This is a genomic window from Pseudomonas sp. MIL9 (assembly GCF_016887925.1).
GTDB classification, from domain to species: Bacteria; Pseudomonadota; Gammaproteobacteria; order Pseudomonadales; family Pseudomonadaceae; genus Aquipseudomonas; species Aquipseudomonas mohnii.
On record NZ_JAFEHE010000001.1, the window covers coordinates 195,143 to 221,550 of the forward strand.

Annotated in this window: 26 protein-coding genes; 18 read left to right on the plus strand and 8 right to left on the minus strand. The window is 60.5% G+C overall.

Annotated elements, in window-relative coordinates; all coding sequences use genetic code 11:
- Positions 1–57: 57 nt before the first annotated feature.
- Complete coding sequence (locus tag JQF37_RS00955; RefSeq protein ID WP_130205320.1) at positions 58–690, minus strand: response regulator transcription factor; 633 nt, start codon at positions 688–690, stop codon at positions 58–60.
- A gap of 34 nt (positions 691–724) precedes the next feature.
- Positions 725–2,086, minus strand: a complete 1,362-nt coding sequence (locus JQF37_RS00960) for a cache domain-containing protein (protein ID WP_130205318.1) — start codon at positions 2,084–2,086, stop codon at positions 725–727.
- A gap of 341 nt (positions 2,087–2,427) precedes the next feature.
- Between JQF37_RS00960 and JQF37_RS00965 the strand changes: the two genes are divergently transcribed.
- From JQF37_RS00965 to JQF37_RS00980, 4 genes are all read left to right on the plus strand, one after another.
- A complete protein-coding gene (locus tag JQF37_RS00965) occupies positions 2,428–4,485 on the plus strand; it encodes a carbon starvation CstA family protein (protein WP_130205316.1) in 2,058 nt (685 codons plus the stop codon).
- 14 nt (positions 4,486–4,499) lie between these two features.
- Positions 4,500–4,697, plus strand: a complete 198-nt coding sequence (locus JQF37_RS00970) for a YbdD/YjiX family protein (RefSeq protein ID WP_103404773.1) — start codon at positions 4,500–4,502, stop codon at positions 4,695–4,697.
- Between the two features lie 222 nt (positions 4,698–4,919).
- Positions 4,920–5,825 carry a hypothetical protein gene (locus tag JQF37_RS00975; RefSeq protein ID WP_130205314.1) on the plus strand — a complete coding sequence of 302 codons (906 nt, stop codon included), beginning with the start codon at positions 4,920–4,922 and terminating at the stop codon, positions 5,823–5,825.
- Between the two features lie 82 nt (positions 5,826–5,907).
- A complete protein-coding gene (locus JQF37_RS00980) occupies positions 5,908–6,972 on the plus strand; it encodes a GGDEF domain-containing protein (protein ID WP_204149438.1) in 1,065 nt (354 codons plus the stop codon).
- A 21-nt stretch (positions 6,973–6,993) separates the two neighbouring features.
- On the opposite strand, the gene JQF37_RS00985 is transcribed toward JQF37_RS00980, so the two are convergent.
- Together JQF37_RS00985 and JQF37_RS00990 are read right to left on the minus strand one after the other, a co-directional pair.
- Positions 6,994–8,559, minus strand: a complete 1,566-nt coding sequence (locus tag JQF37_RS00985) for an aldehyde dehydrogenase (NADP(+)) (protein ID WP_130205310.1) — start codon at positions 8,557–8,559, stop codon at positions 6,994–6,996.
- A 10-nt stretch (positions 8,560–8,569) separates the two neighbouring features.
- Positions 8,570–9,193 (minus strand): isochorismatase family cysteine hydrolase, encoded by a 624-nt coding sequence (locus tag JQF37_RS00990; RefSeq protein ID WP_130205308.1) that lies wholly within the window; start codon positions 9,191–9,193, stop codon positions 8,570–8,572.
- 97 nt (positions 9,194–9,290) lie between these two features.
- Here JQF37_RS00990 and JQF37_RS00995 point away from each other — a divergent pair, with 97 nt between their 5' ends.
- The 3 genes from JQF37_RS00995 (at position 9,291) to JQF37_RS01005 (ending at position 10,788) form a co-directional block, all read left to right on the plus strand.
- Complete coding sequence (locus JQF37_RS00995) at positions 9,291–9,827, plus strand: helix-turn-helix domain-containing protein (RefSeq protein ID WP_130205306.1); 537 nt, start codon at positions 9,291–9,293, stop codon at positions 9,825–9,827.
- Positions 9,828–9,949: 122 nt separating this feature from the next.
- On the plus strand, positions 9,950–10,294 hold the full coding sequence (locus JQF37_RS01000; RefSeq protein WP_130205304.1) for a hypothetical protein: 345 nt from the start codon (positions 9,950–9,952) through the stop codon (positions 10,292–10,294).
- 260 nt (positions 10,295–10,554) lie between these two features.
- A complete protein-coding gene (locus JQF37_RS01005; protein ID WP_130205302.1) occupies positions 10,555–10,788 on the plus strand; it encodes a hypothetical protein in 234 nt (77 codons plus the stop codon).
- A 94-nt stretch (positions 10,789–10,882) separates the two neighbouring features.
- Here JQF37_RS01005 and JQF37_RS01010 read toward each other — a convergent pair whose 3' ends face one another.
- Entirely contained in the window at positions 10,883–11,617 is a 735-nt protein-coding gene (locus tag JQF37_RS01010; protein WP_130205300.1) for a FadR/GntR family transcriptional regulator, read from the minus strand.
- 357 nt (positions 11,618–11,974) lie between these two features.
- Between JQF37_RS01010 and JQF37_RS01015 the strand changes: the two genes are divergently transcribed.
- From JQF37_RS01015 to JQF37_RS01025, 3 genes are all read left to right on the plus strand, one after another.
- Complete coding sequence (locus JQF37_RS01015) at positions 11,975–12,985, plus strand: mandelate racemase/muconate lactonizing enzyme family protein (RefSeq protein ID WP_204149439.1); 1,011 nt, start codon at positions 11,975–11,977, stop codon at positions 12,983–12,985.
- Between the two features lie 72 nt (positions 12,986–13,057).
- Complete coding sequence (locus tag JQF37_RS01020) at positions 13,058–13,999, plus strand: AEC family transporter (protein WP_130205296.1); 942 nt, start codon at positions 13,058–13,060, stop codon at positions 13,997–13,999.
- Positions 14,000–14,348: 349 nt separating this feature from the next.
- Positions 14,349–15,221 carry a DNA/RNA non-specific endonuclease gene (locus tag JQF37_RS01025; protein WP_130205294.1) on the plus strand — a complete coding sequence of 291 codons (873 nt, stop codon included), beginning with the start codon at positions 14,349–14,351 and terminating at the stop codon, positions 15,219–15,221.
- Positions 15,222–15,305: 84 nt separating this feature from the next.
- Here the strand turns inward: JQF37_RS01025 and JQF37_RS01030 are convergent, their stop codons facing one another.
- Complete coding sequence (locus JQF37_RS01030) at positions 15,306–15,866, minus strand: lipid-binding SYLF domain-containing protein (RefSeq protein ID WP_130205292.1); 561 nt, start codon at positions 15,864–15,866, stop codon at positions 15,306–15,308.
- Positions 15,867–16,411: 545 nt separating this feature from the next.
- On the opposite strand from JQF37_RS01030, the gene JQF37_RS01035 reads away from it, so the two are divergent.
- Both JQF37_RS01035 and JQF37_RS01040 read left to right on the plus strand, forming a co-directional pair.
- On the plus strand, positions 16,412–17,293 hold the full coding sequence (locus JQF37_RS01035) for a metallophosphoesterase (RefSeq protein WP_130205455.1): 882 nt from the start codon (positions 16,412–16,414) through the stop codon (positions 17,291–17,293).
- 297 nt (positions 17,294–17,590) lie between these two features.
- Positions 17,591–18,052 carry an EF-hand domain-containing protein gene (locus JQF37_RS01040; RefSeq protein WP_130205290.1) on the plus strand — a complete coding sequence of 154 codons (462 nt, stop codon included), beginning with the start codon at positions 17,591–17,593 and terminating at the stop codon, positions 18,050–18,052.
- 220 nt (positions 18,053–18,272) lie between these two features.
- On the opposite strand, the gene JQF37_RS01045 is transcribed toward JQF37_RS01040, so the two are convergent.
- Positions 18,273–19,301 (minus strand): D-cysteine desulfhydrase family protein, encoded by a 1,029-nt coding sequence (locus JQF37_RS01045; RefSeq protein WP_130205288.1) that lies wholly within the window; start codon positions 19,299–19,301, stop codon positions 18,273–18,275.
- 248 nt (positions 19,302–19,549) lie between these two features.
- On the opposite strand from JQF37_RS01045, the gene JQF37_RS01050 reads away from it, so the two are divergent.
- From JQF37_RS01050 to JQF37_RS01070, 5 genes are all read left to right on the plus strand, one after another.
- Positions 19,550–20,803 carry an MFS transporter gene (locus tag JQF37_RS01050; protein ID WP_130205286.1) on the plus strand — a complete coding sequence of 418 codons (1,254 nt, stop codon included), beginning with the start codon at positions 19,550–19,552 and terminating at the stop codon, positions 20,801–20,803.
- A gap of 128 nt (positions 20,804–20,931) precedes the next feature.
- Positions 20,932–21,246, plus strand: a complete 315-nt coding sequence (locus JQF37_RS01055) for a DUF485 domain-containing protein (RefSeq protein WP_130205284.1) — start codon at positions 20,932–20,934, stop codon at positions 21,244–21,246.
- Entirely contained in the window at positions 21,243–22,916 is a 1,674-nt protein-coding gene (locus JQF37_RS01060) for a cation acetate symporter (RefSeq protein ID WP_130205282.1), read from the plus strand. Before JQF37_RS01055 ends, JQF37_RS01060 begins: the two co-directional genes overlap by 4 nt.
- 59 nt (positions 22,917–22,975) lie before the next feature.
- Positions 22,976–23,530, plus strand: coding sequence for a cytochrome b/b6 domain-containing protein (locus JQF37_RS01065; RefSeq protein ID WP_130205280.1), 555 nt, complete (start codon positions 22,976–22,978; stop codon positions 23,528–23,530).
- Between the two features lie 3 nt (positions 23,531–23,533).
- The gene (locus tag JQF37_RS01070; RefSeq protein WP_130205278.1) at positions 23,534–24,526 is read left to right on the plus strand and encodes a nitronate monooxygenase; all 993 of its coding nucleotides are present in this window, start codon (positions 23,534–23,536) and stop codon (positions 24,524–24,526) included.
- Positions 24,527–24,623: 97 nt separating this feature from the next.
- Here JQF37_RS01070 and JQF37_RS01075 read toward each other — a convergent pair whose 3' ends face one another.
- On the minus strand, positions 24,624–25,511 hold the full coding sequence (locus JQF37_RS01075; protein WP_130205276.1) for a LysR family transcriptional regulator: 888 nt from the start codon (positions 25,509–25,511) through the stop codon (positions 24,624–24,626).
- Positions 25,512–25,624: 113 nt separating this feature from the next.
- On the opposite strand from JQF37_RS01075, the gene JQF37_RS01080 reads away from it, so the two are divergent.
- Positions 25,625–26,296, plus strand: a complete 672-nt coding sequence (locus tag JQF37_RS01080) for an MOSC domain-containing protein (protein ID WP_130205274.1) — start codon at positions 25,625–25,627, stop codon at positions 26,294–26,296.
- Positions 26,297–26,408: the final 112 nt, after the last annotated feature.

Genomic DNA, 26,408 nt, shown 5'->3' on the forward strand with positions numbered 1-26,408 from the left:
TGCATTTTTAAATCCCAGGCGTCCATCAGCTGCCTGGGATTTTTTTTTGCCTGAAATTCAGCGCGAAATGATCCCGTGATCGATCGCGTATTTGACCAGTGCCGCGGGTTTGTCGATGTTGAGCTTGCGGCGGATGCTCAGGCGATGGGTTTCCACCGTGCGCACGCTGATGTCCAGCTCTCGTGCCATTTCCTTGTTGTTCAGGCCCTGGGCCATTTTGTACAGCACCTGGCTTTCACGGGGGGTCAGCTCATTGTCGGTGTTTTTATCGGCGATGAGCCGCTGGGCGATTTCGGCGCTGTAGAAGGTGCCGCCGCTGGTGATGGCCTCGATGGCGGCGATGATCTCCCGTGACGGTGCGTTTTTCAGCACATAGCCGCTGGCACCGGAACGCACCGACTCACTCACGTACTCATAGTTATCGTACATGCTCAGCACCAGCACCTTGAGCGCCGGGTACTGGCTGCGCAGGACGCGGGTCAGTTCAAGGCCGTTCATGTCCCGCAGGCTGATATCGACCAGCAACAGGTCCGGCTGACAGCGCCCGACCATCTCGATGGCCTCGGCGCCGGTCTCGGCTTCACCCACCACTTCCAGGGGAGCCATCACGCCCAGCAGTGCCTTGATCCCGTCACGGACCAGGGAGTGATCGTCAACCAGGGCGACGCGGATCGGGGAGGGCAGGGTCATCGTAGGCATTCACTCTTGGTGTTCTTGGGCGCGGTCAGCGTTGGCTGCCCGAGGGTTTCATGGGTAGCAGAACATCCAGCGAGCTTCTTCCCGGCATCGAGATCAACTCGAAACGCCCGCCAAAATGTTCGACACGTTCGCGGATATTACGCAAGCCAATGCCGGCGTGACGACGCTCGACCTGCGCGACGTTGAAACCGACACCGTCATCGACCACCGTCAGGCGCACGTTTTCTTCCGAACCGTGCAAGGTGATGGAGACGTTTTTGGCCTGAGCGTGGCGTTCGATGTTGGTCAGGCCTTCCTGCACGATACGAAACAGCGAAACGGCGGCGCCATCGACCAACTGGCAGTCGAACTCGTTGTCGTTGTACGTCACCGTCAGCCCGCTGCGTTGCTCGAATTCGGCGGCCAGTTGGCCGATGGCGGCCGGCAGGCCCAGGGTGTCGAGCAAGGACGAGCGCAGGTCGTGGGAGAGGCTGCGCACTTCGCCAATCGCTTGGCCCAGGCGTTCGGTGGCGTCTCTCAGAATACCCAGGCCTTTGTCCTGTCCGTTCTCCAGAACATGGCTGGCCAGTTCGAACTGAAACTTGATCGAGACCAGCACCTGACTGATGCCATCGTGCAGTTCGCGGGAAACCCGTGATCGTTCTTCTTCCTGCAGGCTGACAATGCGCTGGGTCAGGCGCTGCAGTTTTTTGTCGGCCAGACGATGCTCGCTGACATTCAGGGTCATGCCGGTGGCGAAGACGAACAGCACCGCCACCAGTGCGACCACGGCAATCGCCATCATCGTCTTGCGAATGCCTTGGGCGACTTCGGCGCGGGCCTGCTGGGTAGCGCGTTCCACGTCTTCAAGGTAGATGCCGGTGCCGAGCATCCAGCCCCAACGGTCGAGCATCACTACATAGGCGAGCTTGTCGGTCACCTGGCCGGAGGAGGGTTTGTTCCAGGCGTAGCGTTGAAAGCCTTCGCCCGATTGCGCGCTTTTGAGCAGCGCCTGAATCACCGGCAAACCGTGAGGGTCTTTCATGTCCCACAGGTATTGGCCCACCAGGTCCGATTGCCGCGCATGCATCAGGCTGCGGCCCTCGTGGTCATAAACGAAGAAGTAACCGTTGATGCCGAAGCTCAGCTTGCGCAGTTCTTCGAGCACTTGTTGCTGGGCGCGCGCGTCACCGTGGCCGTCGTCATACAGCGGCGCGATCAGGCTCTGCGCCATTTCCACGTAGTTTTTCAGTTCGGCACGCTTGCTCGCCAGAATGCTGTCTTCGATCAGCTGTGCCTGTTGATCGCCCAATTGGCGATTGAGGGAAATCACCAGCGCACAGATGACGGCGATGGCCAGTACCAGCGGCAGAATCCCGAGCGCGACGATTTTGTGTTTGAGCTGCATCTTGACTCCTGGCCCCGCGAAGGCTCGGGATCATATGCCAAACAGGCACCTTGTAGGAGATAGCCAAAGGTCCGCTGGTCGATGCAGATCTCCTGCTCGCGATGGTCGTCAACGATGACGCGGGCTGTCTGAATGCCCGCGTTGCCCTGATGGACATCGCGAGCAGGCTCGCTCCTACAGGTGATGGGGGGTCGTCTACGTAGAACTACGTAGAAAACGCGTACGTAGTAACGCGGATTTATTTGTGGACGACTTACGGGGATATTTGGCCAGCTCCGCATTGCGGACACAATTATAAAAATTACCGCCGCAGTCCACTGGCTGTCGGCAGGAGACCTTCTATGCCCCGTCTGGCTAAACACCTTGCCTGGTTTGCCGTGGCCGTCCTGGGAGCGATTGCGCTGAGTGTCGTGGCCTTGCGCCGCGGCGAAGCGATCAACGCCCTGTGGATCGTGGTTGCAGCAGTCGCTATCTATCTGGTTGCTTATCGCTATTACAGCCTGTTCATCGCCAATAAAGTGATGCAGCTCGACCCCAATCGAGCCACTCCCGCTGTGCTCAACAACGATGGTCTGGACTACGTACCGACCAACAAGCACGTGCTCTTCGGTCACCACTTCGCGGCCATCGCCGGTGCGGGTCCGCTGGTCGGTCCGGTGCTGGCGGCGCAAATGGGCTACCTGCCCGGCACGCTGTGGCTGATCGCCGGCGTGGTGCTGGCCGGTGCGGTGCAGGACTTCATGGTCCTGTTCATGTCCACCCGCCGCAACGGCCGCTCCCTGGGCGACATGGTCCGTGAAGAAATGGGCCGCATTCCCGGCACCATCGCGCTGTTCGGCTGCTTCCTGATCATGATCATCATCCTCGCGGTGCTGGCGCTGATCGTGGTCAAGGCCCTGGCGGACAGCCCGTGGGGCATGTTCACGGTGATGGCGACCATCCCGATCGCGATGTTCATGGGCATCTACATGCGCTACATCCGCCCGGGCCGCATCGGTGAAATCTCGGTGATCGGCGTGGTGCTGTTGCTGGGTTCGATCTGGCTGGGCGGGCAGATTGCCGCCGATCCGGTGTGGGCCAAAGCCTTTACCTTCACTGGCATCCAGATTACCTGGATGCTGATCGGCTACGGCTTCGTCGCTGCGGTGCTGCCGGTGTGGCTGATCCTGGCACCGCGCGATTACCTGTCGACCTTCCTGAAAATCGGCACCATCGTGGCCCTGGCCATCGGCATCCTGGTGACCATGCCCGAGCTGAAAATGCCGGCACTGACCCAATTCATCGACGGCACCGGCCCGGTGTGGAAGGGCGGTCTGTTCCCGTTCCTGTTCATCACCATCGCCTGTGGCGCGGTGTCCGGTTTCCACGCGTTGATCGCTTCCGGCACCACACCGAAACTGCTCGCCAGCGAAGGCCATGCCCGTTACATCGGTTATGGTGGCATGTTGATGGAATCCTTCGTCGCCATCATGGCCATGGTCGCGGCTTCGGTGATCGATCCGGGCGTGTATTTCGCCATGAACAGTCCGGCCGCCGTGGTGGGCGCCGATGCCGTGAGCGTCGCGCAAACCGTCAGCAGCTGGGGCTTCACCATTACACCGGACGCCCTGCAAGCGGTCGCCAGGGACATCGGTGAAACGACGATCCTGGCCCGTGCCGGTGGTGCGCCGACCCTGGCGGTCGGTATCGCGCAGATCCTGCACCACGTGCTGCCGGGTGAAAACACCATGGCGTTCTGGTACCACTTCGCGATCCTGTTCGAGGCGCTGTTCATCCTGACCGCGGTCGACGCCGGTACCCGTGCCGGTCGCTTCATGCTCCAGGACTTGCTCGGTTCCTTCGTGCCGGCGCTGCGCCGCACGGAATCCTGGACTGCCAACCTGATCGCGACCGCCGGTTGCGTGGCGATGTGGGGTTACCTGCTGTATCAAGGCGTGATCGATCCGCTGGGTGGCATCAATACCCTGTGGCCGCTGTTCGGCATCTCCAACCAGATGCTGGCCGGTATCGCGCTGATGCTCGGCACCGTCGTGCTGATCAAGATGAAACGCCAGCGTTACGTCTGGGTGACCTTGTTGCCTGCCGTGTGGTTGCTGATCTGCACCACCACCGCCGGCTTCATCAAACTGTTCGACGCCAACCCGGCGATCGGCTTCCTGGCCCTGGCCAAGAAGTACAGCGATGCGCTGGCCAACGGCCAGGTGCTGGCTCCGGCCAAGGACATCACGCAGATGCAGCACGTGATCTTCAACGCCTACACCAACGCAACACTGACCGCGCTGTTCCTGTTCGTGGTGTTCAGCATCCTGTTCTTTGCGCTCAAGGTCGGTGTCGCGGCCTGGGGCACCAAGGAGCGTACGGATAAAGAAGCGCCATTCCAGGCACTGCCGGAGGCGTAAGCGAGGATTGCACCATGTTCAATGACCTGAGTCGCCTCGGTAAATACCTCGGGCAGGCCGCGCGCCTGATGGTCGGCATGCCCGACTACGACAACTACGTCGAGCACATGCAACGCAAGCACCCGGACCAACCGGTGATGGACTACGAGGCGTTCTTCCGCGAACGCCAGGAAGCCCGTTACGGCAGCAAGGCTGGACCGAAGTGTTGTTGAGCAAATGAATAACCGGCCGGTCAGGCCGGATGAATGAGAAGGTCAGCCCGACCAGAAAGCCCTGCAGGTTCACGCGTGCAGGGCTTTTTTCGTTTCGCCCGGCAGGCATTGGCGCGCCGGTTGACCTTGAGCTGATCCGCCTTTTTCCGCCACGCCTGATGCTTCCCGGCGCAATCGGCTGGCCTCTACAGTCAAGAGCGCTACGTTACGGGAGATCAGGTCATGTACAGCTCACTGCAAATACCGGGCAGCGCTCGGCAGTTTCACGATCGGATCTATGCCGGCGACATCATTCGTATAGCCGAGTTGCCCGCCATGACGGCACTGGTGGCATTGACCCGTGTATGGCTGGAAGACGCGCTGCATCCCTGGGCGCCGCCAGAGATTCACCGTTATCTGAGCCATGATGAACAAACGCTGCGTTTTGCCCAATGCCAGAACGCCTTTGCCCGCTCTAAAGAGGTTCGCGAGCATTGGCGGGCCGTGGTGGAAAGCCTGGGCCTGGCCGCCGATGCCCTGGCCTGTGACCGCCTGCACCTGCGTTTTCAACCTCACCGAGAACCCCGGCAATCGATGCCGCGCGCCCGCACCACCGCCACCATCGCCTTCCACCGCGATACCTGGGGCTCGAATCTCTATGCGCAAACCAACTGGTGGGCGCCGATCTATCCGATCACGACGGGGCGGACCTTTGCCTTGTATCCGCACCTGTGGCAGCAAGCGCTGCGCAATTGCAGTGCGGATTTCGATATGCGCGCGATCCTTGAGCGCTCCCATCGCGACGGTCGTAATGCGGTGGATGCCGACGAGGCCATCCCGCATCTGCTGGAAGCCATCGACCCGCAGCAGGGGGTGGCCGTGGATATCGCCCCGGGGAGCCTGATTGCTTTTTCCGGGGCGCATGCCCATGCCGGCGTCGGCAACAGCACCGGATTGACGCGTATTTCGTTCGAAACACGCTCCGTTCTGATCGACGACGTGCTGGCCGGGTTGGGCGCGCCGAACATTGACGGTCACGCGCCGTGGCGGACGCCCGGGTTGTTTCGCCGAATGAGCGATACCCGGCGCCTGAACGAAATCCTTGGTTGCGGGTTCATGGAACCCTATCGACGGCCGCAAAACCGCTAGTTATGGATAGCCGTTTGTCGGGCGTAACGGTATGCTCCACCGCACGCTGCGAATGCCCAAGACAAATAACCACAGTGATGCCATGAGCCAATCAGAATCGCGTGCGAATGTTTTAGCGCTGTATCCGGAGGACACCCGCGAGGCGGCGGCTTTGCTCAAGCGAGCCGTGCCCCTGATGGTCCGCCACAACATTGCGCCCAATCCTGTGCATTACGCGCTCTGGTACACCTACAGCAAGGGCCAGGACCCGGAGCTCAATCGTCACCTGGACCGGGTGCTCAGAGACTTCGACTACTTTCCGCCAGAATCCGCCACCAAACTGTTTCGCGAGCACATCATCCGTGACGAACTGGACGATGTCCGCGCGGACCAGCATCAGGTCATCAGTCTGGTGGATGGCATGGAGCGGGATGTCTCGCGCAGCGTAAAGGGCAATCTGACTTTTCAGAGCCGTCTCGGCCAGTGCATGGAGATGCTCGATGAGCCGGTCAGCGCTCGTCTGCCGGACATCTTGAGCGAGCTGCAGCAGAGCACCCGGCTGATGCAGAGCCAGCAGGAACACTTCCTTGCCCAGTTGCAATCAGCGCAAAGCGAAATCAAAACCCTGCGGGACAAGCTCGAGCGTGCGCAACGGGCCGCCACGCTGGATGGCCTGACCGAGCTGCTCAATCGGTCTGCGTTCACCCGCCAGCTGGAGCAGGCGCTGGTCAAAGCGTCGCAAAACGTGGCGCTGGTCATGCTGGATATCGATCATTTCAAGCAGTTCAACGATCAGTACGGTCATCCGCTGGGCGATCGGGTGCTTCAGCATGTGGGGCAGGTACTGCGCGACGCACTGCCAGCCAACGCTTTCGCGGCGCGCTACGGCGGCGAGGAATTTTGTGTGGTGCTCGAACAATGCGCCGATCTCGCCGTGGCCAACGCCTTCGCCGAACAACTTCGGTTGAAAGTCCAGTCGCTGCGGATCAAGGCGCGGGGTACCGACACCGTGCTGGACACGGTCACCGCGTCCTTTGGTGTCGCCTTCACTGAACCCGGCGACAACCTGGAAAGCTTGCTGACCCGTGCTGATGACGCGTTGTACCAGGCCAAGCGCAATGGCCGGAACCAGGTGCATGCCATGGAAAAAGACCCGGCAACCGCCTGAATGCCGGGCCTTCTTTGACGCCTACTGACCGTCCACGCTGCGTGGCACTGCATGGGCGTTGATGTCTCGCAGTGCCTCCGGTAGCAGTGCATCGGGAAAGCCCTGATACGACACCGGACGCAGGAACCGCTCAATCGACGTCATGCCCACCGAGGTGAAGCGGCTGTCCGACGATGCCGGAAACGGCCCCCCGTGGATGGTGGCGAAGGACACCTCCTGTGGGTGGGCAAACGCATTGACGACAATGCGACCGGTGCGACGCTCCAGTATCGGCAGCAAGCGCCGGGCCAGTTCGATGTCCGTTTGCTCAAGGTGCATGGCCGCGCTGAGCTGACCGCGAAGCGAGCGGGCGACGGCGAGCATTTGCGCCGCGTCCCTGACCTTCACCAACAATGCCGCCGGCCCGAACACTTCGTGCGCCAGCGCCGTCTCGCTGAGAAAATACGCGCCATCGACTTCCAGCAACGCAGAGTGGCCATCCAGATCCCCATGGGCGGGTGCCCCCTCGACCACCAGCCGGGCGCCGGCGCGTTGCAGGTCGTCTAGGCCGTGGATGTAAGACCCATGAATGCCCGGCGTCAGCATCGGACGCGCAGCTGCCTGGGCCACGCGCTGGGCCATCGCGGCGCGCAACGCGTCAAATCCGCTGCCTTCGATGGCGATCAGGATCGCCGGTTTGAGGCAGGCCTGACCGACATTGACCAGCATGCGTTCGGCGAAACCATCTCCGATCTGCGAACCACGCCCTGCCAGCGCGTGGGGCAGGATGAATGTGGGGTTGACGCTGGTCATCTCGGTAAACACCGGAATCGGTTCCGGGCGCTGTTGCGCACGACGGTACAGCGCCATGCCACCTTGTTCCGAGCCGGTGAAGGTCACCGCCTTGATCAACGGATGGTCGACCAGGGCTTCGCCAATCGCGTTGCCACTGCCGCGCACCATGGAGAACACACCCTCAGGCAGTCCGCAGTCCTGCACCGCCTGGCGGATGGCCCTGGCCTGAATTTCCGAGGCGCCCGGGTGGGCGTTGTGGGCCTTGACGATGACTGTTGCGCCAGAGGCCAATGCCGAAGCGGTGTCGCCACCGGCCACCGAGTAGCTGATGGGGAAGTTGCTCGCGCCAAAAATCGCCACCGGGCCGATGGCGATTTTCTGCAGCCGATGGTCCATGCGCGGACGGGGTTGGCGATCAGGTTGCGCCGGGTCGATGGCCACTTGCAGGAAGCGGCCTTTGCGCACGACTTCGGCGAACTGGCGGAACTGGGTGGCGGCTCTTGCGACTTCACCCTGCAGTTGCGCCTCGGGCAAACCGGTCTCCAGCGCTGCCCGTGCCGCCAGCTCTTTGCTGGCCGCGTCGAGATTGTCGGCGATGCGTTCGAGGAAGGCCGAACGCTCGGCAAGCGAAGTATGGCTGTAGGCGTCAAACGCCTCGTCGGCGAGGGTTGCGGCCCTGTCGACCTGCTCGACGCCGCCGAGGGCGAAATTCGGCTCGATGAGCTGGTTGGTCGCGGGGTTCAGCGCCTTCATGGTCCCTTCGGTGGCAGGGATTTCATGGGCGCCGATCAGCAGGTTTCCGGTCAGTTTCATCTTGTGCACCTTACTGCGCCAGCGTGGCGATGAGTTCGCCCGTCGTCACGATGGCGTGGGCGAACGTCGGGCCGTTGAGTTCATGGGCGGCGTGCATCATTTCCGGCTTGAATGCCGCAGTGGCATCTCGCACCAGGGTGACGTGGTAGCCGAGTTCCTGAGCGTAACGGGCGGTGGCCTCAATGCAGGTATTGGCCAGCAGGCCGACGATGATCACGTGGGTGACACCCATTTGCTTCAAGCGGAAATCGAGGTCGGTGTTGGCGAAACCGCTCGATCCCCAGTGTTCGGAAACAACGATGTCACCGTCCTTTGGCGCGAAATCCGGGTGCCATTCACCGCCCCATTCGCCGCGTGCGAAGTGGTGCATGTGCTGGATCTTGCACTGGGAGGGGCTCGGGTGATCCCAGTTTTCGTAGTCGCCTTTTTCCCAGCGCCGGTGCGGTACGATGACCACCGGAATGTCGAGGGAACGGACGGTACGATCGAGGGCGCGCAGGTTGTCGAGCAGGCCGACTTGCTCGGCGATCGGCTTGATCAACGGGAAGACTTTGCCGCCCTCGGACAGAAAATCGTTGTAGGGGTCGACCAGCAGGTAAGCGGTCCGGCCAAGCGGGTAGGCAGCGTTCGACATGACAAATTCTCCAGGGAAGGGTTGATCCGTGCCACGGGCTTGCCTCGGCATGTTGTAGATATGATAATCATAGTAAGTGTGAAAGAGGCAAGACCGTATGGCGATAAAAAAGAGTAGTCCTGAAACCCTGTGCCCGATTTCCCGGGCCGAATCGGTCGTCGGAGATCGCTGGACCGTGCTGGTGCTCAGGGAATTGTTCATGCGCAGTCATCGCTTCGATGAGATCCAGGCGCAGACAGGCGGCACTCCCCAGATGGTCGCCGCACGCCTGAAAAGCCTGGAAGCCGACGGGCTGGTCGAACGTCAGGCCTACAGCGAACGACCGCTGCGTCATGAGTACCACCTCACTGAAAAGGGGCAGGCCTTTTACTCCGTGATTCTTGCCTTGCGTGCCTGGGGGGAAACCTGGTGCAAATCGCAAGAGGAGGGCCTGGCGGTCCGATACACCCACCAGACCTGCGGGCAACCCGCCGGGCTCGGGCCGCTTTGCGAACATTGTGGCCAGCTGTTGCGCCGTGAAGAACTGATCAGTGAGCCGAGTGCCGCTTATGCCCTGGAGCGACAGGCGCGGCGTGATGCGTTCAAGGGCAGTCGTGCCGCGGAGCCCTCGACGAAAGTCGAAAAGCCTGACTGAGCCTGGCCACTGCGGGTGACTATTCGTTCAGGTAATAATGACCATCACCGATCTCAAGTTTTGTTGTTTGCCAAAAACAAGGAAAATCGTGCACATCCAAAAGCTTCCCAGGAATTTGCGCGATGAAAATGTTGACCCGTCAAGCGCTCGTCGCATGCTTGCTGTTGTCGGGCTGTGCCTCGGCCCCGAACGCCCCGACGCTGACGTTGCAGACCAGGAAAGCTCCTGCGGATTACGCACACTGCGTATTACCGAAACTGCAGAGCGACTCGCTGCAAGCCACCGTATCGGAGACCCAGCGCAGCTACCGGATCGTCGTGTCCAGCAAAGTCGCCGCGGACGATGTACTCGAGGCCTACAAGGACAAGGCATCGAATGGCGGCAAGGTATTTTTGTACGAGCGTGCGCTGCTGGCTTCGACTTTCGGTCCTTCCCCACTCGAACGCGCCGCGCAGGAATGTCTTTAAGCCACGCGCCGGTCGTTCCGTTTCCATGACATCTGCGCGCTCGTGCGAGCGCGCCTGATGGACCTGAATTGATGCCATGGGTATTGCCTTAAAAGTTCGCGGGCGTTGAGCGGATCAACGAATGCGACCTGTCCGCACTGTAAGCGACAAGGCCACGAACTTTACCCACCTTTCTTCGGTCGACCCATCACCTGCCAGATCAGTGCGCTCCAGCGTGAGGGCCATGACCGATCGGGCACTACTATAAAAAGGTGATCGTGATGAGTTGTCTTATTTGTGCCGGCGTCGCACAGCGAATTCAGTGTCACGGCCCCTGGGAAGAGAGAGATTGCCCGGAGTGCGGCCGCTATCGCGTGTCCGATGAGCTCATCCTGACGCTGATGGAGCAGGGCCAGATTTTTGATGTCGGCAAAACCAGGTGCTGGCTTGATAGGCGGCGTGCGGACGGTGCTGTGCCTTCCATCGAGATCCATGAAGCACTGCTGGTGCCTTGATGGGGGCTGGGGACAGATCCCTGGTGCCTGTCCCCCGGCGCGACTGCGTCGCAGTCACCTGGCTTGTTGTAGAACAATGAGACAACTGGCGGCCTCAGAAGAACTTGATCTCGTAGCCGAATCGCGATGCGGCACTGACAATGTGCTGGCCCATGATCCGACGCGCCGCTTCCGCATCCCGGTTGACGAATGCCTGCACGAGGTCTTCATGCTCGCCGCGCGCTGCATGGGGAATATTGCTGAACACCGGACCCCGCCGTGCAAAGGTCATGGAGATCAGCGCGCGCATCGGTTCGAGCACCGTGCGGATCATTGTCTCGAGGTAGTCGTTGCCTGACGCGGCAGCCACCGCCCGATGGAAGTCGAGGTCAGCGTTGACCGTGTCCAGAGTCGGTTCCCCTTCGTACTGCATTCGCAGCACCGCCGCCTGAATCGTTTTCAGCGTGCGGGGCGTCATATTCGATGCCGCCAGTGCAGCGGCCTGGCTTTCCAGTACCGCCCGCACTTCGAACATGTTGCGCATCGTATTGTCACCGTCCAGCAACGGCGTGCTTTCACGCGGTGCCAAAGGCTCCGGTGACTGGGCGGCAGCCGAGACGAATACGCCCACGCCCTGGCGCGACTGGATCAGCCCCTGGGCTCGAAGCGTGGCGATGCCTTCGCGCACCACATTCCTGCTGACGCCGAAGTTTTGCGAGAGAAACTGTTCGGTCGGAAGGCGGTCGCCTGGCCGCAGTCGGCCGGAGGCAATCTCGTCACTCAACGAGCGGGCGATGTGCTCAGCCAGATGAGGGCGCCGCGCCACGGGTTGCACATTCATTTCACTCATGCGGATTCATTCCTCTCACTTGTCTACTTAATCTACATCAGAAGACTTGTTCCTGACAGTTGAAACTGAATTTCATAATCGACATAAGTCTAAAAAATCAATAAAAACAATAGTTTAAATATTTATTTGATCTGGAGTCATCAACAGATAGCGGTTGTTCAGTTGAAGGACAACAGGATGTCTTGTACGTTGTCCTCAACCTGGCACGGGCGAAATCCAAAAACACCGCGCCACCGTTGCAACCTGCTTGAGGCACCGTCTATGAAAATTGCCAGTATTGAAACCATTCCGCTGCGAATCCCCTTTACTACAGGAGGGCGGTCGGCCGGCGGGGTTTGGGGGCCGAAAGACCTTCAGATGGTCGATTCCCTCGTGGTCAAGATCACCACCGATGACGGCATCGTTGGCTGGGGTGAAACCTTCGGTTTTACCGCGATACCCGCTGTCAAAGTCGTGATCGACACTATCCTTGCGCCCGAACTGATCGGCAGTGATGCCACTCGGCGGGAGAAGTTGCAGGGCGATCTGCAGAAGAAATTTCACGTCTTCGGTCGCAGCGGTGCCTTCATCTATGGGCTCTCGGCGATTGACATCGCGCTGTGGGATATCGCGGGCAAAGCGGCCGGCAGACCGATCTACCAACTGCTTGGCGGCAGTGAAGCCACTTCGCTGGCGGCCTATGCAAGCCTGATCCGCTATGCCGACCCCGAACTCATCCGCATCAACGTACAGCGCGCGGTCAACAGCGGTTTCCGCCACCTCAAGTTGCACGAGGTGGATGTCGAGGTCATTCGCGCCGCGTGCGAAGCCGCTGGCCCCGGGGTGGAAATCACCCTCGACGTCAACGCCCCCTGGACGGTGCGCGAAGCGCTCGACATGACCGAGAAACTTCGCCCGTTGAATCTGCGCTGGATCGAAGAGCCGGTGTGGCCGCCGGAAAACTATTCGGGGCTGGCGACGGTGCGCCAGCAAGGCGGCATCCCGGTTGCAGCCGGCGAAAATGCATCGACGCTGATGGACTTCCAGCACCTGCTTGAAGCCGGCGCGGTCGACTTCGTTCAGCCCAGCCCGGCCAAAATGGGCGGCATCACCGAACTGCAAAAAGTCTATGCGCTGGCTAACGCCCACGGCGTCACCGTGATGGTCCACGCCTTTTATGACGGCCCCGGACTGCTGGCCGCCGTGCATGGCAGTGCGGCCCTGGGTGGTGCGAAATCACTGGTCGAATGGCGTTACTTCGATCTTGAAGCGCAGCTCTATGGCGACGCCATCATTCCGCGTAACGGCCGCATCGACGTACCGCAAGGGCCGGGGCTCGGCATCGAGCCGGACCAGGACGTCATCCGCGACTACCGCTTCAAACCCTGACCACCCAAGCCGCCCGGTCATTACCGGGTGATGGCGACATTCTTGATAAAAATAAATACGAGGATTGCGGACATGTTAGACAGGATCGTAGGGCCCATTCTGCCCGTCGCCTTTGTGATCGCGTTGGGCTATATCGCCGGCAAGCGCGGACGACTGACCCATTCGGACAGCTTGCTGATCAGCCGGCTGGTACTGGGCTGGATATTCCCGGCGCTGCTTTTTGTCGGGATGGCGAGCACGCCGCGCGAACAGCTCCTCGACTTCAAGTTCGTCGCGGCCACGTTCATCGGCATCATGGGCATGTACACGATTGCGCTGGCGATCGGCTGGTTCACCACTCGCAATCTCAAGGTTGCAACGCTCAAGGGCTTCGTCAACGGTTACCCGGACGCAGCTTTCATGGGCATCCCCATCCTCGCGACGATGTACGGCGCCGGCAGCATTTATTCGGTGCTCGTGCTGAACCTGGTCGCGAGCCTGGTGATGATCCCGCTGACGACCATGCTGCTCACCATTGCCGATGGAAAGGGCAGTGGTTCCCAGGCGTTCGTGTCGAGCCTGTCGGGGGCGGTGCGCCGTCCGCTGATGTGGGCACCGGCCCTGGGCATTCTGATCTCGCTGCTGCAGATCAAGATGCCGCCAATTGCCGCGGAGTCCCTCACGCTTCTGGGCAAGGCGACGCCTGGCGTATCGCTGCTGTGCCTGGGTTTGATCATGTCGTCGGAGAAACTGAAAATGTCCGGCGAAGTGTGGGGCAACCTCGGGCTCAAGCTGTTCATCCACCCGGTACTGATGTTCGCCGCCACTGTCGTACTGGGCACCCACGGGCTTTACGCACAACAGATGATCCTGCTGTGCGCGCTTCCATCGGCGACCATCCCGGCCATGTTCGCGAACCAGACCGGCGCCTATCAGAGTGAAGCCGCGACCTCCATTCTGGTCAGTACCGTGCTGTCGATCGTGACGTTTTCTGCGGCGATCTACCTGATCGATGGAGGGCTTGCCGCAGCCTGAGCATGTCCAACGGCGTGAACAGGTGCCGCCTTCAACTATCGCAGCCTGCAGGAACGGCCGCAGGCTGCGGTCTTTTATGAATCCACGGCCGTTCTCTGTCGATCGCTTCTTCGACGTGCGCGTAGAATGCGAGCGCCGTTCAGCACTAATGTGAGTTGTGACGGTCAATAAATCCCGCACGACCCTTCAGTGGTCATGCCGCTCGTAGCCGATCGGGTTCGTATCGGTATTTTGATCAAGGACAGTGAAAGCATGCTCGCCGCCATGTAACCGCAACATTCTCCACCCGGTTTCGTGATACGGCACTCGCCTCACGCTTTCCCGCCATTCCATTCGAAGAATCTAAAGCATGCACCTACGCAAAATTGCAGTTGGGCTGTCAGCCCTTGTTTTGCTCTCGACCGGGGCAGAAGCCCGCAGTCTGCTGGACCTCATCAAGCCGCCTGCCCAGCATCAGGAACAGCAGTCCCGCTCCGGTTCGATCAGCCAGAGCGCGGCACTGGACCTCTATTCAAACAAACAGAAGCAACCGTCGTTCGATGGCTGCGCGGATCTGTTCCCGGCCTCCAGACCGATCAACCTGGCCACCGTGCCTTCCACCATGAACCCCCTGGCCCTGTGTTCCGACAATTTCGCGGTGCTGTACTCGCAAACCAGCAAGACGCCGCTGGTGGTCGTAGAGCGTCTTAATGCCGCGCAGCTACAGGATGCAAAAGGGGAGGAACGCACCAACCAGTTCTACCCGGACCCTCGTATCCCCAAGGGTGGGCGGGCAGAATTGAGCGATTACCGCAGCCAGCATCCGGCCGTGGACCGCGGTCATCAATCCCCGGCCGCCGATGCGCCGAGCCCCAATGCAATGGCCCAGTCCTTCGCGCTGTCGAACATGGTTCCGCAAGACCCGACCAATAACCGCAAGATCTGGAGCAAGGTCGAGTCCGATGTCAGGAAGTTTGCCAAGCGGGCCGACGGCAATGTCTTTGTCTTCACCGGACCGCTTTTCGACGCTGGCCACGCGACGATTGGCGACAACAAGGTCTGGGTGCCGACGCGCCTGTTCAAGCTGGTGTATGACGCATCGTCCAAGCGGGCCTGGGCTTACGTACTCCCCAACGCGCAAACCCGTATCGAGAGACCGATGGACTATGACGCTTTCGTGAAAAGTACCGGACTCAAATTGCTGGGCAATCTGCCGGTCACGGGTTCAGTGGGGCGCAGTTGATGGCGTCGACTTGATGAGTGGCACCCCAAGGTTGCACGCAACCCTGGGGTGCTGCACATAGCCCGGCATCACGCGTGGCCGGGTCTAGCGCTTGATCAGGGATATCTTCGTCCCTTCGATACTGATCCCGGCCATCAATCCTTGCTGGTCGAAGATAAACGCGTAGGCGTCGTCCTTCAGCGTCGAGCTGGACAGGTTCTTCGCAACCCCTTCATCGACCACCACAACCGTCGGCCCTACGCCGATTTCCCAGCCCTTGGTTTCAGTGACGTATTTCAAGGCTTTGTCGTTCATCAGGAAAACCACATAGCCATAGGATTGGGCGCCCGCCTGCAGCCCCCACGAACCGCCGACGGAGTTGTAGTAATCCTCGACTTTCGTGCCCTTCATCAATACACCCTCACCATAGCTGCCGCCGAATACGAGGCCTGCCTTGATGATTTTCGGGAAGACAAGCACGGCTTTGGCTTTGTGCGAGAGGGTCTCGGATAAGGGATTGCTCTTGTAGAGCCTCTGCAACGCTTGTCGAGAGTCGGTATTCAGGTCTTCGGCGGTGGCCGCCCCCGCAGTGTTCAGGAGGCTTGTCGATGCCAATGTTGCTGTCGCGAGGACCATCGACAGGAAGAAGCGCATTGATTGAGTCATTTGCGTACTCCGATAAGGGAGCAAGGGACGAGAGTGGCGGTCAGCACCTGCCTCAGACAGGAACGGAACCCACTGAAAGTATCCGGCGCACCCTAAAGTGTGTGAATCGCAAGCGTCGCTGTGGAGGCCGGAGGCCTTGATCAGTCGCGATGCCATCATTTGTTGTGACCACTGTGCGAGGGCCGGGTTCGCCGTTGACCGGCACTTTCGTTCGATGGCGGGCCTGGCTTTCGATCAACGAAGGGAGAAAAGCGACTGGAAAGGTGTACGTCACCATTTTTTAACAAAGTGTGAACAATTGCTGTGATTAATTGGAAAGGTAGTTCGAGCTTCATTAACCCCCCCCTGATCGACCCTGCCCAGTGAGTTCCTGATTGAAACGCACGACGACTCCATCGCTGTCTGCAAAACGCTTGGTACTCCGAAGGATTGTGCGCTGCGCAGGCCTCGCCATCGTTCTTATATTGGCCGCTGGCGGTTATTGGCTGTACACCCCGCCATCGCCCTTTGTTCCGTTGTCAGGTCTGGAGCCTTCCGCTGTGTCGATGATCGCGTTGGGCGATCAAGGCAGCGCAAACATGCAGCAGTGGCGGGTAGGGCAGGCCATGGAACAGGTTGCGGCCAGAGAAGGGCGCCTGGACATGGTGGTGCTGCTGGGCGACAACTTCTACGGCAAGGCATTGACCAGTACCCATGACCTGAGCTGGCAAATCAAATTCGAGCGGGTCTATTGGGGGCACTGGCTCAGTCACGTGCCGTTCTACGCGGTCCTGGGCAACCACGATTACCCGGTGTCGCAGAAGGTCGAAATCGAATACGGCCAACAACACAAGGGGTCGGGCCGCTGGCAAATGCCGATGAACTTTTACACCAAGGATTTCGGCAGCGTCGATGGGCGTCCGTTGGTGCGAATGGTGTTCCTCGATACGTCGGCGCCACGTGAAAGCCTGAAACAGCAAATCGACTTGCTCGATCAGGCGTTTCAGGCACCCGGCCCGGCTCCGGTGTGGCGTATTGCAGCGTCCCATCACCCGGTGCGCAATGAGGGCGAACATGGTGAAGAGTCGGACTTGATCGCCCGGCTCCTGCCGGCGTTGCAACGCAATAAGGTTGATCTGTTCCTGTCCGGACATAATCACAATCAGCAGCTGCTGCTGCGTGCCGGGGAACCCGCGTGGGTCATCTCCGGTGCGGGCGGCCAGAAGCTCGACAACTTGAGTATCTCCCCGGAGCAAAGCACGTTCGCCGCATCACGGGCCGGCTTTGCCAAACTCGACTTTAACGCCGATCAGTTACGGCTGGCGTATTACAACGATCGAGGTGATCTGGAGTCCGACTATCGCTGGGCCAGAAACTGCCCGTGGATGGCCAAGGGGTGCTTGCTTCCCGACGTCGATCCACAAAGCATCGCCCAGTCGAAGCACTGACGGTCGATTTCGCAGCGTTGAAAGCCAGGGCGCCGGAAGTGCCCTGGCCGGATGAATCCGGCCAAGTCCTCGAAATGTGACGCCCGGCATGTGGGCCCCGTGTATCGCTGTGTATCCGAACGCGGCGTACGCAGACTGGCTTACAAATGCCCCTCGATCCTGATACATCCGGGATACACGGTTGCAGTCAAATAGCCCTGCCTTAGCGAGAAAGCACAACGCCCTCGCACCACGGCTTATCGCCTTCGTGGCAATGACCTTAGCGGCTTGGCCGCACACCGTACCCGGAGAACCACCATGTCCCGTATGTCGAACAAATCCCGCATTGGCCTGATCGCAGTCGCACTGGCCGGCAGCCTGAACCTCGCTTCGTCCGCCTTTGCCGCAGACGCACTGCCACAAGGCTATCAACTCGCGTCGGCGGAAAAGACCAGTGAAGGCAAGTGTGGCGAAGGCAAGTGTGGTGCCAGCGAAACCGGCGCCAAGGCGACCAAGGCCAGTGAAGGAAAATGCGGTGAAGGCAAGTGCGGCGATGCATCCTTCGCCCGTACCGACACCGATCACGATGGCCGCGTGTCGCTCAAGGAGCTGCTGGCCGTTGCTCCCCAGGGGGGCGAAGAGTTCAAGGCGATGGACACCAACAACGACGGTTACCTCTCCGAGGCCGAGGTCTACAAGTACCGCACCAACCAGTACACCTCCAACGGCAAGAAAGTGCCGACTGAACTGTTCACCAAAATGAGCAAAGCCCAAGGCTGATGGCATCGCGCCGTTCCAACCTCCCCGGGGTCGCACCCAGGGAGGTTTTCTGGTTTTCAGGCAGGGGACTTTTTGCAAGCGCTGACTTGCCGGCGAAGGCGTCAGCACATGCAACATCAATGCTGGCAGTGCCGACGCCATGGCGAGCAAGCTCGCTCCCACAAAGGGTATTGGTCGAACCGGAAATACGGGGCACGGCAAATCCCGCGTGAGCGTCCGGTCAGTCGAAGGCGTTGCGGTAGGCGAAAATGCCGGGCAGGCCGCCGGTCATCACAAATAGCAGGTTGCTTCCTGCCGGATAGTCGCCGGTGCGAACCGCCGCCAGCAGTCCGGCGAAGGCCTTGCCGCCGTAGACGGGATCCGTAAGGAGGCCTTCGTGGGATGCCAGCAGCCGTACCGCTTCGAGCATGGCCTCGGTGGGTGCGCCATAGGCTTCGCCGCGCTGGCTGCCGTCGACGCTGACTGCGCTTTCGGCCAGCGTGGCGCGGGGGTCAAGTAGCTGCAGAACCTGGCGGGTTTTTTCCAGGGTCGTGGTCGCCGCCTGGTCTTCGGTAGCGAGTACGGTATAGCCGGCGATTTGCGTTGATGAGTGGGCGAGGGTGATGCCGGCCAACAGGCCTGAATGGGTTCCGGCACTGCCATTGGGAACGATGATCCGGTCGAAATGCACACCGAGCGCATCGGCCTGGCGCAGGATCTCGGCCGCGCAGGCGGCGTAACCCAGACTGCCTCTGGGGCTGGAGCCGCCCAGCGGCATCACGAAGGGTTTTTGACCTTCATGCCTGAGTTTTTCGACCCGCTCGGCGGCATAACCATCAGGAACGACGCCAAGGGGAAGCCGATGGATCTTCGCGCCGAAAAGGGCGTCCAGCACAACGTTGCCGTTGTGACGAAAGTCATCGTCGGTGCGCACGGCGGACGGGGTCAGAATCAGTTCGCAGGCCAGGCCCTGGCGAGCCGCGACAGCAGCGGTCAACCGCGCGTGATTGGATTGGAAGCCGCCCCAGGTCACGAGTGTGTCGGCACCTTGCGCCAAGGCTTCGCCGAGTAAGAACTCCAGTTTACGCAGCTTGTTTCCGCCACCACCGAGACCTGTCAGGTCATCCCGTTTGACGTAGAGATTGCAGCCGTTCATCTCGGGCAACTGGCTCAATCGGGACAGTTTCTGAATCGGTGTCGGGCCTTCGAGCAGCGTTGCCCGCGGGTAGGCGGCGAGCGCGGTTTCGAGGTGACTCAAGTCATGGGGCATGCCGGTGTGCTCGTGAGGTAGAGGATGGAGTGGGTCTGTCACTCTATTAAGCGTCATCACGAAAGATAACTGCGTCATGGGGAATTACAGTTGATACACCATGTAATGAGCGCTGGAGCCCACGCCTGCTCTTGGCATCACTCATACAGATTGCTCTGATCAAATTAATTCGTTTTTTAAGATGCGTTGTCCCGCGTAGTGTCCGCCTGAATCCAGTTCTTCAATCCGAACACACTACCGGAGCCCCCATGAATTATGCCGATCGCAATCTTTTACATTGGCGCCGCAACCTGGCCGTCTGCGTGTTCGGTTCCTTCACCACGCTGGTGAGCCTGAGCATGTTGCTGCCGTTTTTGCCGCTCTACGTGCAGCAGTTGGGCGTCACTTCGCAGGCGGCGGTGGTGCAATGGTCGGCCGTGGCATTCGGGGCGACGTTTTTCGGCACGGCGCTGACAGCGCCGATCTGGGGGCGTCTGGCCGACCGTTATGGGCGCAAGCCAATGTTGGTTCGAGCGGCCATCGGCATGGCTGTCGTGATGTCGATGATCGGGCTGGCGCGGGACGTGACCGATCTGGTGGTGCTGCGCCTGATCGCGGGTCTGATCGGTGGCTACGCTTCGGCCTCCATCGTGATGATCGGTTCCCAGGTGCCGAAGGAAAAGGCCGGCTGGGCTTTGGGTGTGCTGTCGACGGGAGCATTGTCCGGCAATTTGATCGGGCCGTTGGTGGGAGGGTTCTTGCCGGAGTTCGTCGGTATCCGTGGCACGTTCTTCGTCGGTGGCGCCATGATCGCGGTGGCTGCCGTCACCACAATCCTGCTCATTCGTGAGGATTTCGATCGCGCGTCGGACGGGGCGCGCCGCGACAGAGGCACGCGGATTGAACGCGGGAGTTCGCGTTGGCCGGTCATCGCCGCGTTACTGTCGACCGCGATGATGGTGTTGCTGGCCAACATGTCGATCGAACCGATCATCACGGTGTACATCGGCCACCTGGGTGTCGCACTGGATGACCAGGCGCGCATCGCCGGCGTGATCATGGCCTGTTCCGCGCTGGGCAGCATCTTGACCGCCGCACGACTGGGGGCGCTGGCGGACCGTGTCGGCAGCTGGAACGTCATCATCGGCTGTTTGCTGTTGACGGGCGCGGTCATGGTGCCCCAGGCGTTTGTCACCCAATGGTGGCAACTGGCGATTCTGCGCGGGCTCATGGGCATGACCATTGCCGGACTGCTGCCGGCCATCGCCAAGCTGATCCGCCATTCAGTGGAGGAGCACAACACCGGAAAAGTCCTCGGCTATCTGCAATCGGCGCAATTTTCGGGGCAGGTGATCGGGCCTTTGATCGGTGGCCAGGTCGGTGCGCACTTTGGATTGCACCCGGTGTTCCTGGTGACGGGCGCGCTGCTGGTGTTCTGTGCCGGAATCAATGGTTGGGTGAAAAATCGTTTTCATTCGGGGGTATTGAAATTCACTAAAAACGATCACCAGATTCATAATTGATCATTTTACATGATCATGTGCCGGGCATAGGTTGAGGGTGCAAATACACCGCAGCCGGTGGCGGATCGAGTCTTCGAATCTGAGGCTGTGGAACAACAATAACGCAACCACTGCTCCACGGAGTCAACGTGAACCATGCATCTGAATCAGCCAGAATCCGCAACCACCCCCGGTACAAGGATTTGGTCTCAAGGCAGCGACGGTTCGTCGCTTGCCTGACCGCCGCAACCCTTGTTCCGTACTTCACGTTCATCCTCGTCGCGGCCTTTGCGCCCAGCCTTCTGGCGACGAAACTTTCCCCCACCAGCATCATCAACATCGGTTGGCCCCTGGGCCTGGCGTTCATCATCGGGGCCTGGTTGTTCACCGGGCTCTACATCCTTCGGGCCAATGGTGAGTTCGATGAACTGACCGCAGAAATCCGCGCGGGGGTGATCGCATGAAACGCCTTCTGCGCAACCTCATCCTGCCTGTCCTGCTCGGCGCATTCGCGGCTCGCGCCATGGCCGCCGATGTCTTGCAGAACGTCGAAAAGCAACCGGTCAACATCACCGCGATCAGCCTGTTCCTGGTCTTCGTCGTGACGACCCTGGGCATCACCTACTGGGCCGCTTCCAAGACCAAATCGATGGATGATTTCTACAACGCCGGCGGTGGCATCACCGGGTTCCAGAATGGCCTGGCGCTGGCGGGTGACTACATGTCGGCTGCGGCGTTGCTGGGCGTCACCAGCATGATCTTCTTCAACGGCTTCGATGGGGTGCTGTACTCCATCAGCTTCTTTGTGGCCTGGCCGTTGCTGTTGTTTCTGTTTGCCGAGCGCATTCGCAATCTGGGGCGCATCACCCTCTCGGACATCGCCTCGTTTCGGCTCGATCAGAACCGCATTCGCACCATGACAGCCTTTGGTTCGTTGACGGTGGTGTGCTTCTACCTGGTGGTGCAGATGGTCGGGGCAGGGCAGTTGATCCAGCTGTTGTTCGGCTTGCCCTACAACTATGCGGTCATCGCGGTGGGGCTGTTGATGGCGGTCTATGTGACCTTTGGCGGCATGGTCGCGACCACCTGGGTGCAGATCATCAAGGCCGGCTTGCTGTTGCTGGGCGGCACCTTGCTGGCGTTTCTGGCGTTGAGCAAGTTCGGCTTTTCCTTCGATCTGTTGTTCGAGAAAGCCGTGGCCACGCACCACGACGGCGAGCGGATTCTGCTGCCGAGCAAACTGGTGGCCGACCCGCTGTCGATGATCTCACTGTCCTTGGGCCTGGTCTTCGGCACGGCGGGGCTGCCCCACATCCTCATGCGCTTCTTCACCGTTCCGGACGCCAGGCAGGCGCGCAAGTCGGTATTCGTCGCCACGGGCTTCATCGGTTTCTTCTACCTGATCGTGGCCGTGCTGGGCCTGGCCGCCATCGTCATCGTCGGCCAGGACCCGGCCTTCTACGAGTCGGGGATTGTCGGCGGCAAGCTGATCGGCGGCGGCAACATGCCGGTGATGCACCTGGCCAAGGCCGTGGGCGGGGATCTGCTGCTCGGTTTCATTTCCGCCGTCGCCTTCGCGACGATTCTGGCGGTGGTGTCCGGATTGACCATGGCTGGCACCTCGGCGATTTCCCATGACCTCTATGTGATGGTCATCAAAAAGGGGCGAGCCGATGCCAGGGACGAGCGTCGTGTGTCGCGCGTCGCTTCGGTGGGCATCGGCATTGTCGCGGTGGTGCTGGGGATTCTGTTCAAGGATCAGAACATCGCCTTTCTGGTGGCGTTGACCTTTGGCGTGGCGGCTTCGGTCAACTTTCCGATCCTCGTGCTCTCGATGTACTGGAAAGGGCTCACCACCCGCGGCGCGTTGATCGGCGGTGTCGCCGGGCTGTTGAGCGCGGTCGGCCTGGTCATTCTCTCGCCCGCCGTATGGGTCAAGGTACTGGGCAATCCCGAGGCGATTTTCCCGTATGACTACCCGGCAATCATCTCGATGAACGTGGCGTTCTTCTTCACCTGGCTGGGTTCGGTGACCGATCGCAGTCATGGCGCAGGGCTTGAGCGCGAGCGTTTCGATGATCAACTGATCCGCGCCCGGACCGGGCTCGGTGCTGCGCAAGCGGTCAGCCACTGACGCGTTTTCGCCTAACCCCTACCTTTGCTGTTTTGCGCATTTTGCAAACGGAGTCAGCCATGCAACTCAAAGACAATGGCCTGAGATTTTCCCCTGTCACCGTCGCCCTGCACTGGGTCGTCGCGTTCGCGCTGTTGGGGATTTTCGGCCTTCAGCTGGCCATCGGTCACGCCTCCGGCGAGGCACTGCAGACAGAGCTCGGCCGGGTGCAAAACCTGTTGGGCCTGATCTTGTTCCTCGTCTCGATCTACCGCTTCTGGGCCCGGATCACCGCTTACCATCCGCTGCCCGTGGGCACGCCCAATCCCATCGAAGTGATCATCAGCCGCTCGGTGGCGGTGGCACTCGCCCTGGCCATGGTGCTGCTCCCGGTGGCCGTGTGGGCTTCACGGGCCGCTGCCGGCGAAGGGGTGGAACTGCCGGGGGGATGGTCGATTCCGACAGTGCTGCCGGTCAACGCGGTGTTGAAGGAAGTCGTCGACGTGCTGTTCAACATCGGTGCTTCGGCCTTCCTCGCCGGCCTTGCCTTGCATGTGTTCGGCGCGGTGAAGAACCACTTTCTCCTGAAGAACGACACGCTCAAGCGGATGCTTGGAAAACATGTGGAGCTGTGAGTCATGAACGAAGCCAGATTCGATTTTGCCGGTAACGCCATCACCCGGCTCTGCGGCGTGAAGTACCCGATTTTCCTCGGTGGGATGGCCGCGATTTCCGGCCCGCCACTGGTCGCTGCGGTGGCCAATGCCGGGGGCATGGGTGTGATTGGCGGCTTGCGTTTGCCGCCGTTGGCCTTGCGCCGCTGGATTCAGGAAACCCGCGCGCTCACCGATCAGCCCTTTGGCGTCAATCTGGTTCCGCAGTTCGGCGGGCCGGACGTGTTCGAAGCGCAGTTTCAGGTGATCCTCAAGGAGAAGCCCAAACTGCTGTCGCTATTCTACGCCGAAAAGTATGCCGCCGACATGATTGCCCGGGCGAAAGACGCCGGACTGGTGGTCATGGTGCAAGCGGGGTCGGTGGAGCTGGCCCGCATTGCCATCGCCCAGGGCGCAGACATTATCGCGGCCCAGGGCAGTGAGAGTGGCGGGCACTTGAATCGCGGCACGATTGGCATCATGCCGCTGTTGACGTCGATCCTGGCGGTCTCGCAGGGCCGGCCGGTGTTGGCCGCCGGCGGTATCGTCAATGGCGAAGACGTCCGCGCGCTGATGTCGCTCGGCGCGGCGGGGGTATTGGTGGGCACGGCGTTTATCGCCACCGATGAGTCAAACGCCCATCCGCTGTACAAGCAGAAAATCGTCGAGGCGACCACCGATGACACCGAGTACCGTACCGGCTACTCGTTCGGCTGGACCTGGGGCACACCACACCGGGTGATCCCCAACCGGGACAAATGGAACCTGCTGCGGCTCATCGGCGGCGGGGCCCGCGCCATCGACAAACCGCGCATGGCGAAAAAGCTGTCGCTGTACGCGGGGCAGGGCGTGGGCAAGATCCACGGTGTCGTCCCGGCCGCCGAGCGCGTGGCGGAGCTGGTGCGCGGGTTGCCGGTGACGACAAACCCAGTGCAGCCCTGGTCATTGGTCGAACCGGAACTCCGGTTACACAGCTAACTTGCCGGCGAGGGCGTCAGTACATCCAACATTGATGTTGGCAGAGCTGACGTCATCGCGAGCAGGCTCGCTCCCACAGTGCAATACAGGGGGGCATTTACACCGCAGCCGGGCGGGCTATCTGTTGTTGTGCCAGGCCGATGAAGGCGCTCATGGCCGAGGTGATCATCGAGTCGTTGCGGCGGATGAACACGGTGGACACATGGGCGAATTCTGGCGGCAGCGTGTGGCAGCGAATCGCATGCCGCACGCTGCAACTTTCCGCGATGGCCTTGGGCAGCAGGGTCACGCCCATGCCTGCGGCAACACACGAGAGGATCCCGTCGAGGGTGCCCAGTTCCATGATCTGGTTGGGTACCAGCCCGACCTGATAGAACCAGTTTTCCAGGGTCGAGCGATAGAAGCAGCCGGTGCGGAACACCAGCACCGTTTGCTGGGGCATTTTCTCGATCAGCGCGGGTAGCGTTTCGAAGTGGTTGCTGCTGACCAGTACCAGTTCTTCTGAAAACACTTCCTCCTGGGACAACGCCGAATTCTGGTGGAAGCCACCGACGAAGGCGCCGTCGAGTCGATGGGCTTCAATCGCCTTGATCAGCTCCACCGTCGTGCCAGTCAGCAGCGACAGCTGGACGTCGGGGTATTGCTCGCGGTACTTGGTCAGCACCTGCGGCAAGCGGATGGCGGCAGTGGTTTCCATCGAGCCCAAACGCAGCAGGCCGGTCGGGCTACCGGTGTCCATCAGCGCGCTGCGACTTTCATCGGTCAGTTGCAGGATGCGCCGCGCATAGCCGAGAAACGTCTCACCCGCCGAGGTCAGCACCACCCCGGACTTCTTGCGGATAAACAGTTCCCGGTTCAGTTCGGCCTCCAGCTCTTTCACGCGCATGGTGACGTTGGATTGCACCGTATTCACCTGTACTGCAGCGGCAGTGAAGCTGCCCAGCTCAGCCACGGCGCAGAAAATCTTCAGTTGGCGCATTTCCATGAACGTCTCCAGGCATCATAAAAAGTGATTACTGACATGATTATCGATCACTTTACGGCCTTTAACGACGGTTAGTAAAGTGATCGAAACCGACTGATGAGCGTAGTTCGACGATGACACTGACTTCGAAAATCGACCATGTCTTTGCCGGAGGGCTGGAGGTGTTGCAGCCCGAAGGTCAGCGCACAGGTATGTTCAAACGCCGAATCTCCGGCCCGGCCCGCGTGGAGTTGCACGGCATTGTCGGCGATGAGCACGGCGATACGAGGGTGCACGGCGGCCCGGAAAAAGCGTTGCATCACTATGCGGCGCAGCATTACGAGCGACTGGCGCAAGCCTTCGCCCACAGCGCCGGACAACTGGTGGCGGGCAGCCTGGGCGAGAATATTTCGGCCCTGGGGCTATCCGAATGCAGCGTGCACATCGGTGACGTATTCCAGATCGGCAGCAGCGTGGTGCAGGTATCCCAGCCACGTAGTCCGTGCTGGAAGATCAATCACCGTTTCGATGCCGAGCACCTGTCGATGTTTGTCGCCAGGGAGCGAATCACCGGGTGGTATTACCGGGTTCTCCAGCCGGGTTTCATTGAAGCGGGGCACCGCTTCGAACTGCTGGAAAGGCACACCGAACGCTTTTCCATCGACCGGTTCTGGCACGTGCAGCTGTCGCATCGGCCGGTGATCGACGATCTGCTGGCATTGGCGGCAGCCCCTGGCCTGGCGGATGACTGGCAGCGGCGCCTGACCCAACGGGCGAACTGGCTGCGGAAAAGCTCTCACAATTAGTGATTCATAAGATCATTAATCATCATTTTACATGATTCTTTGGCGGGCCTACCTTGGCCCTGCCAGGCACGCAGACAACCCGCCTGGCACCCGACAACAACAAGAGATGGCT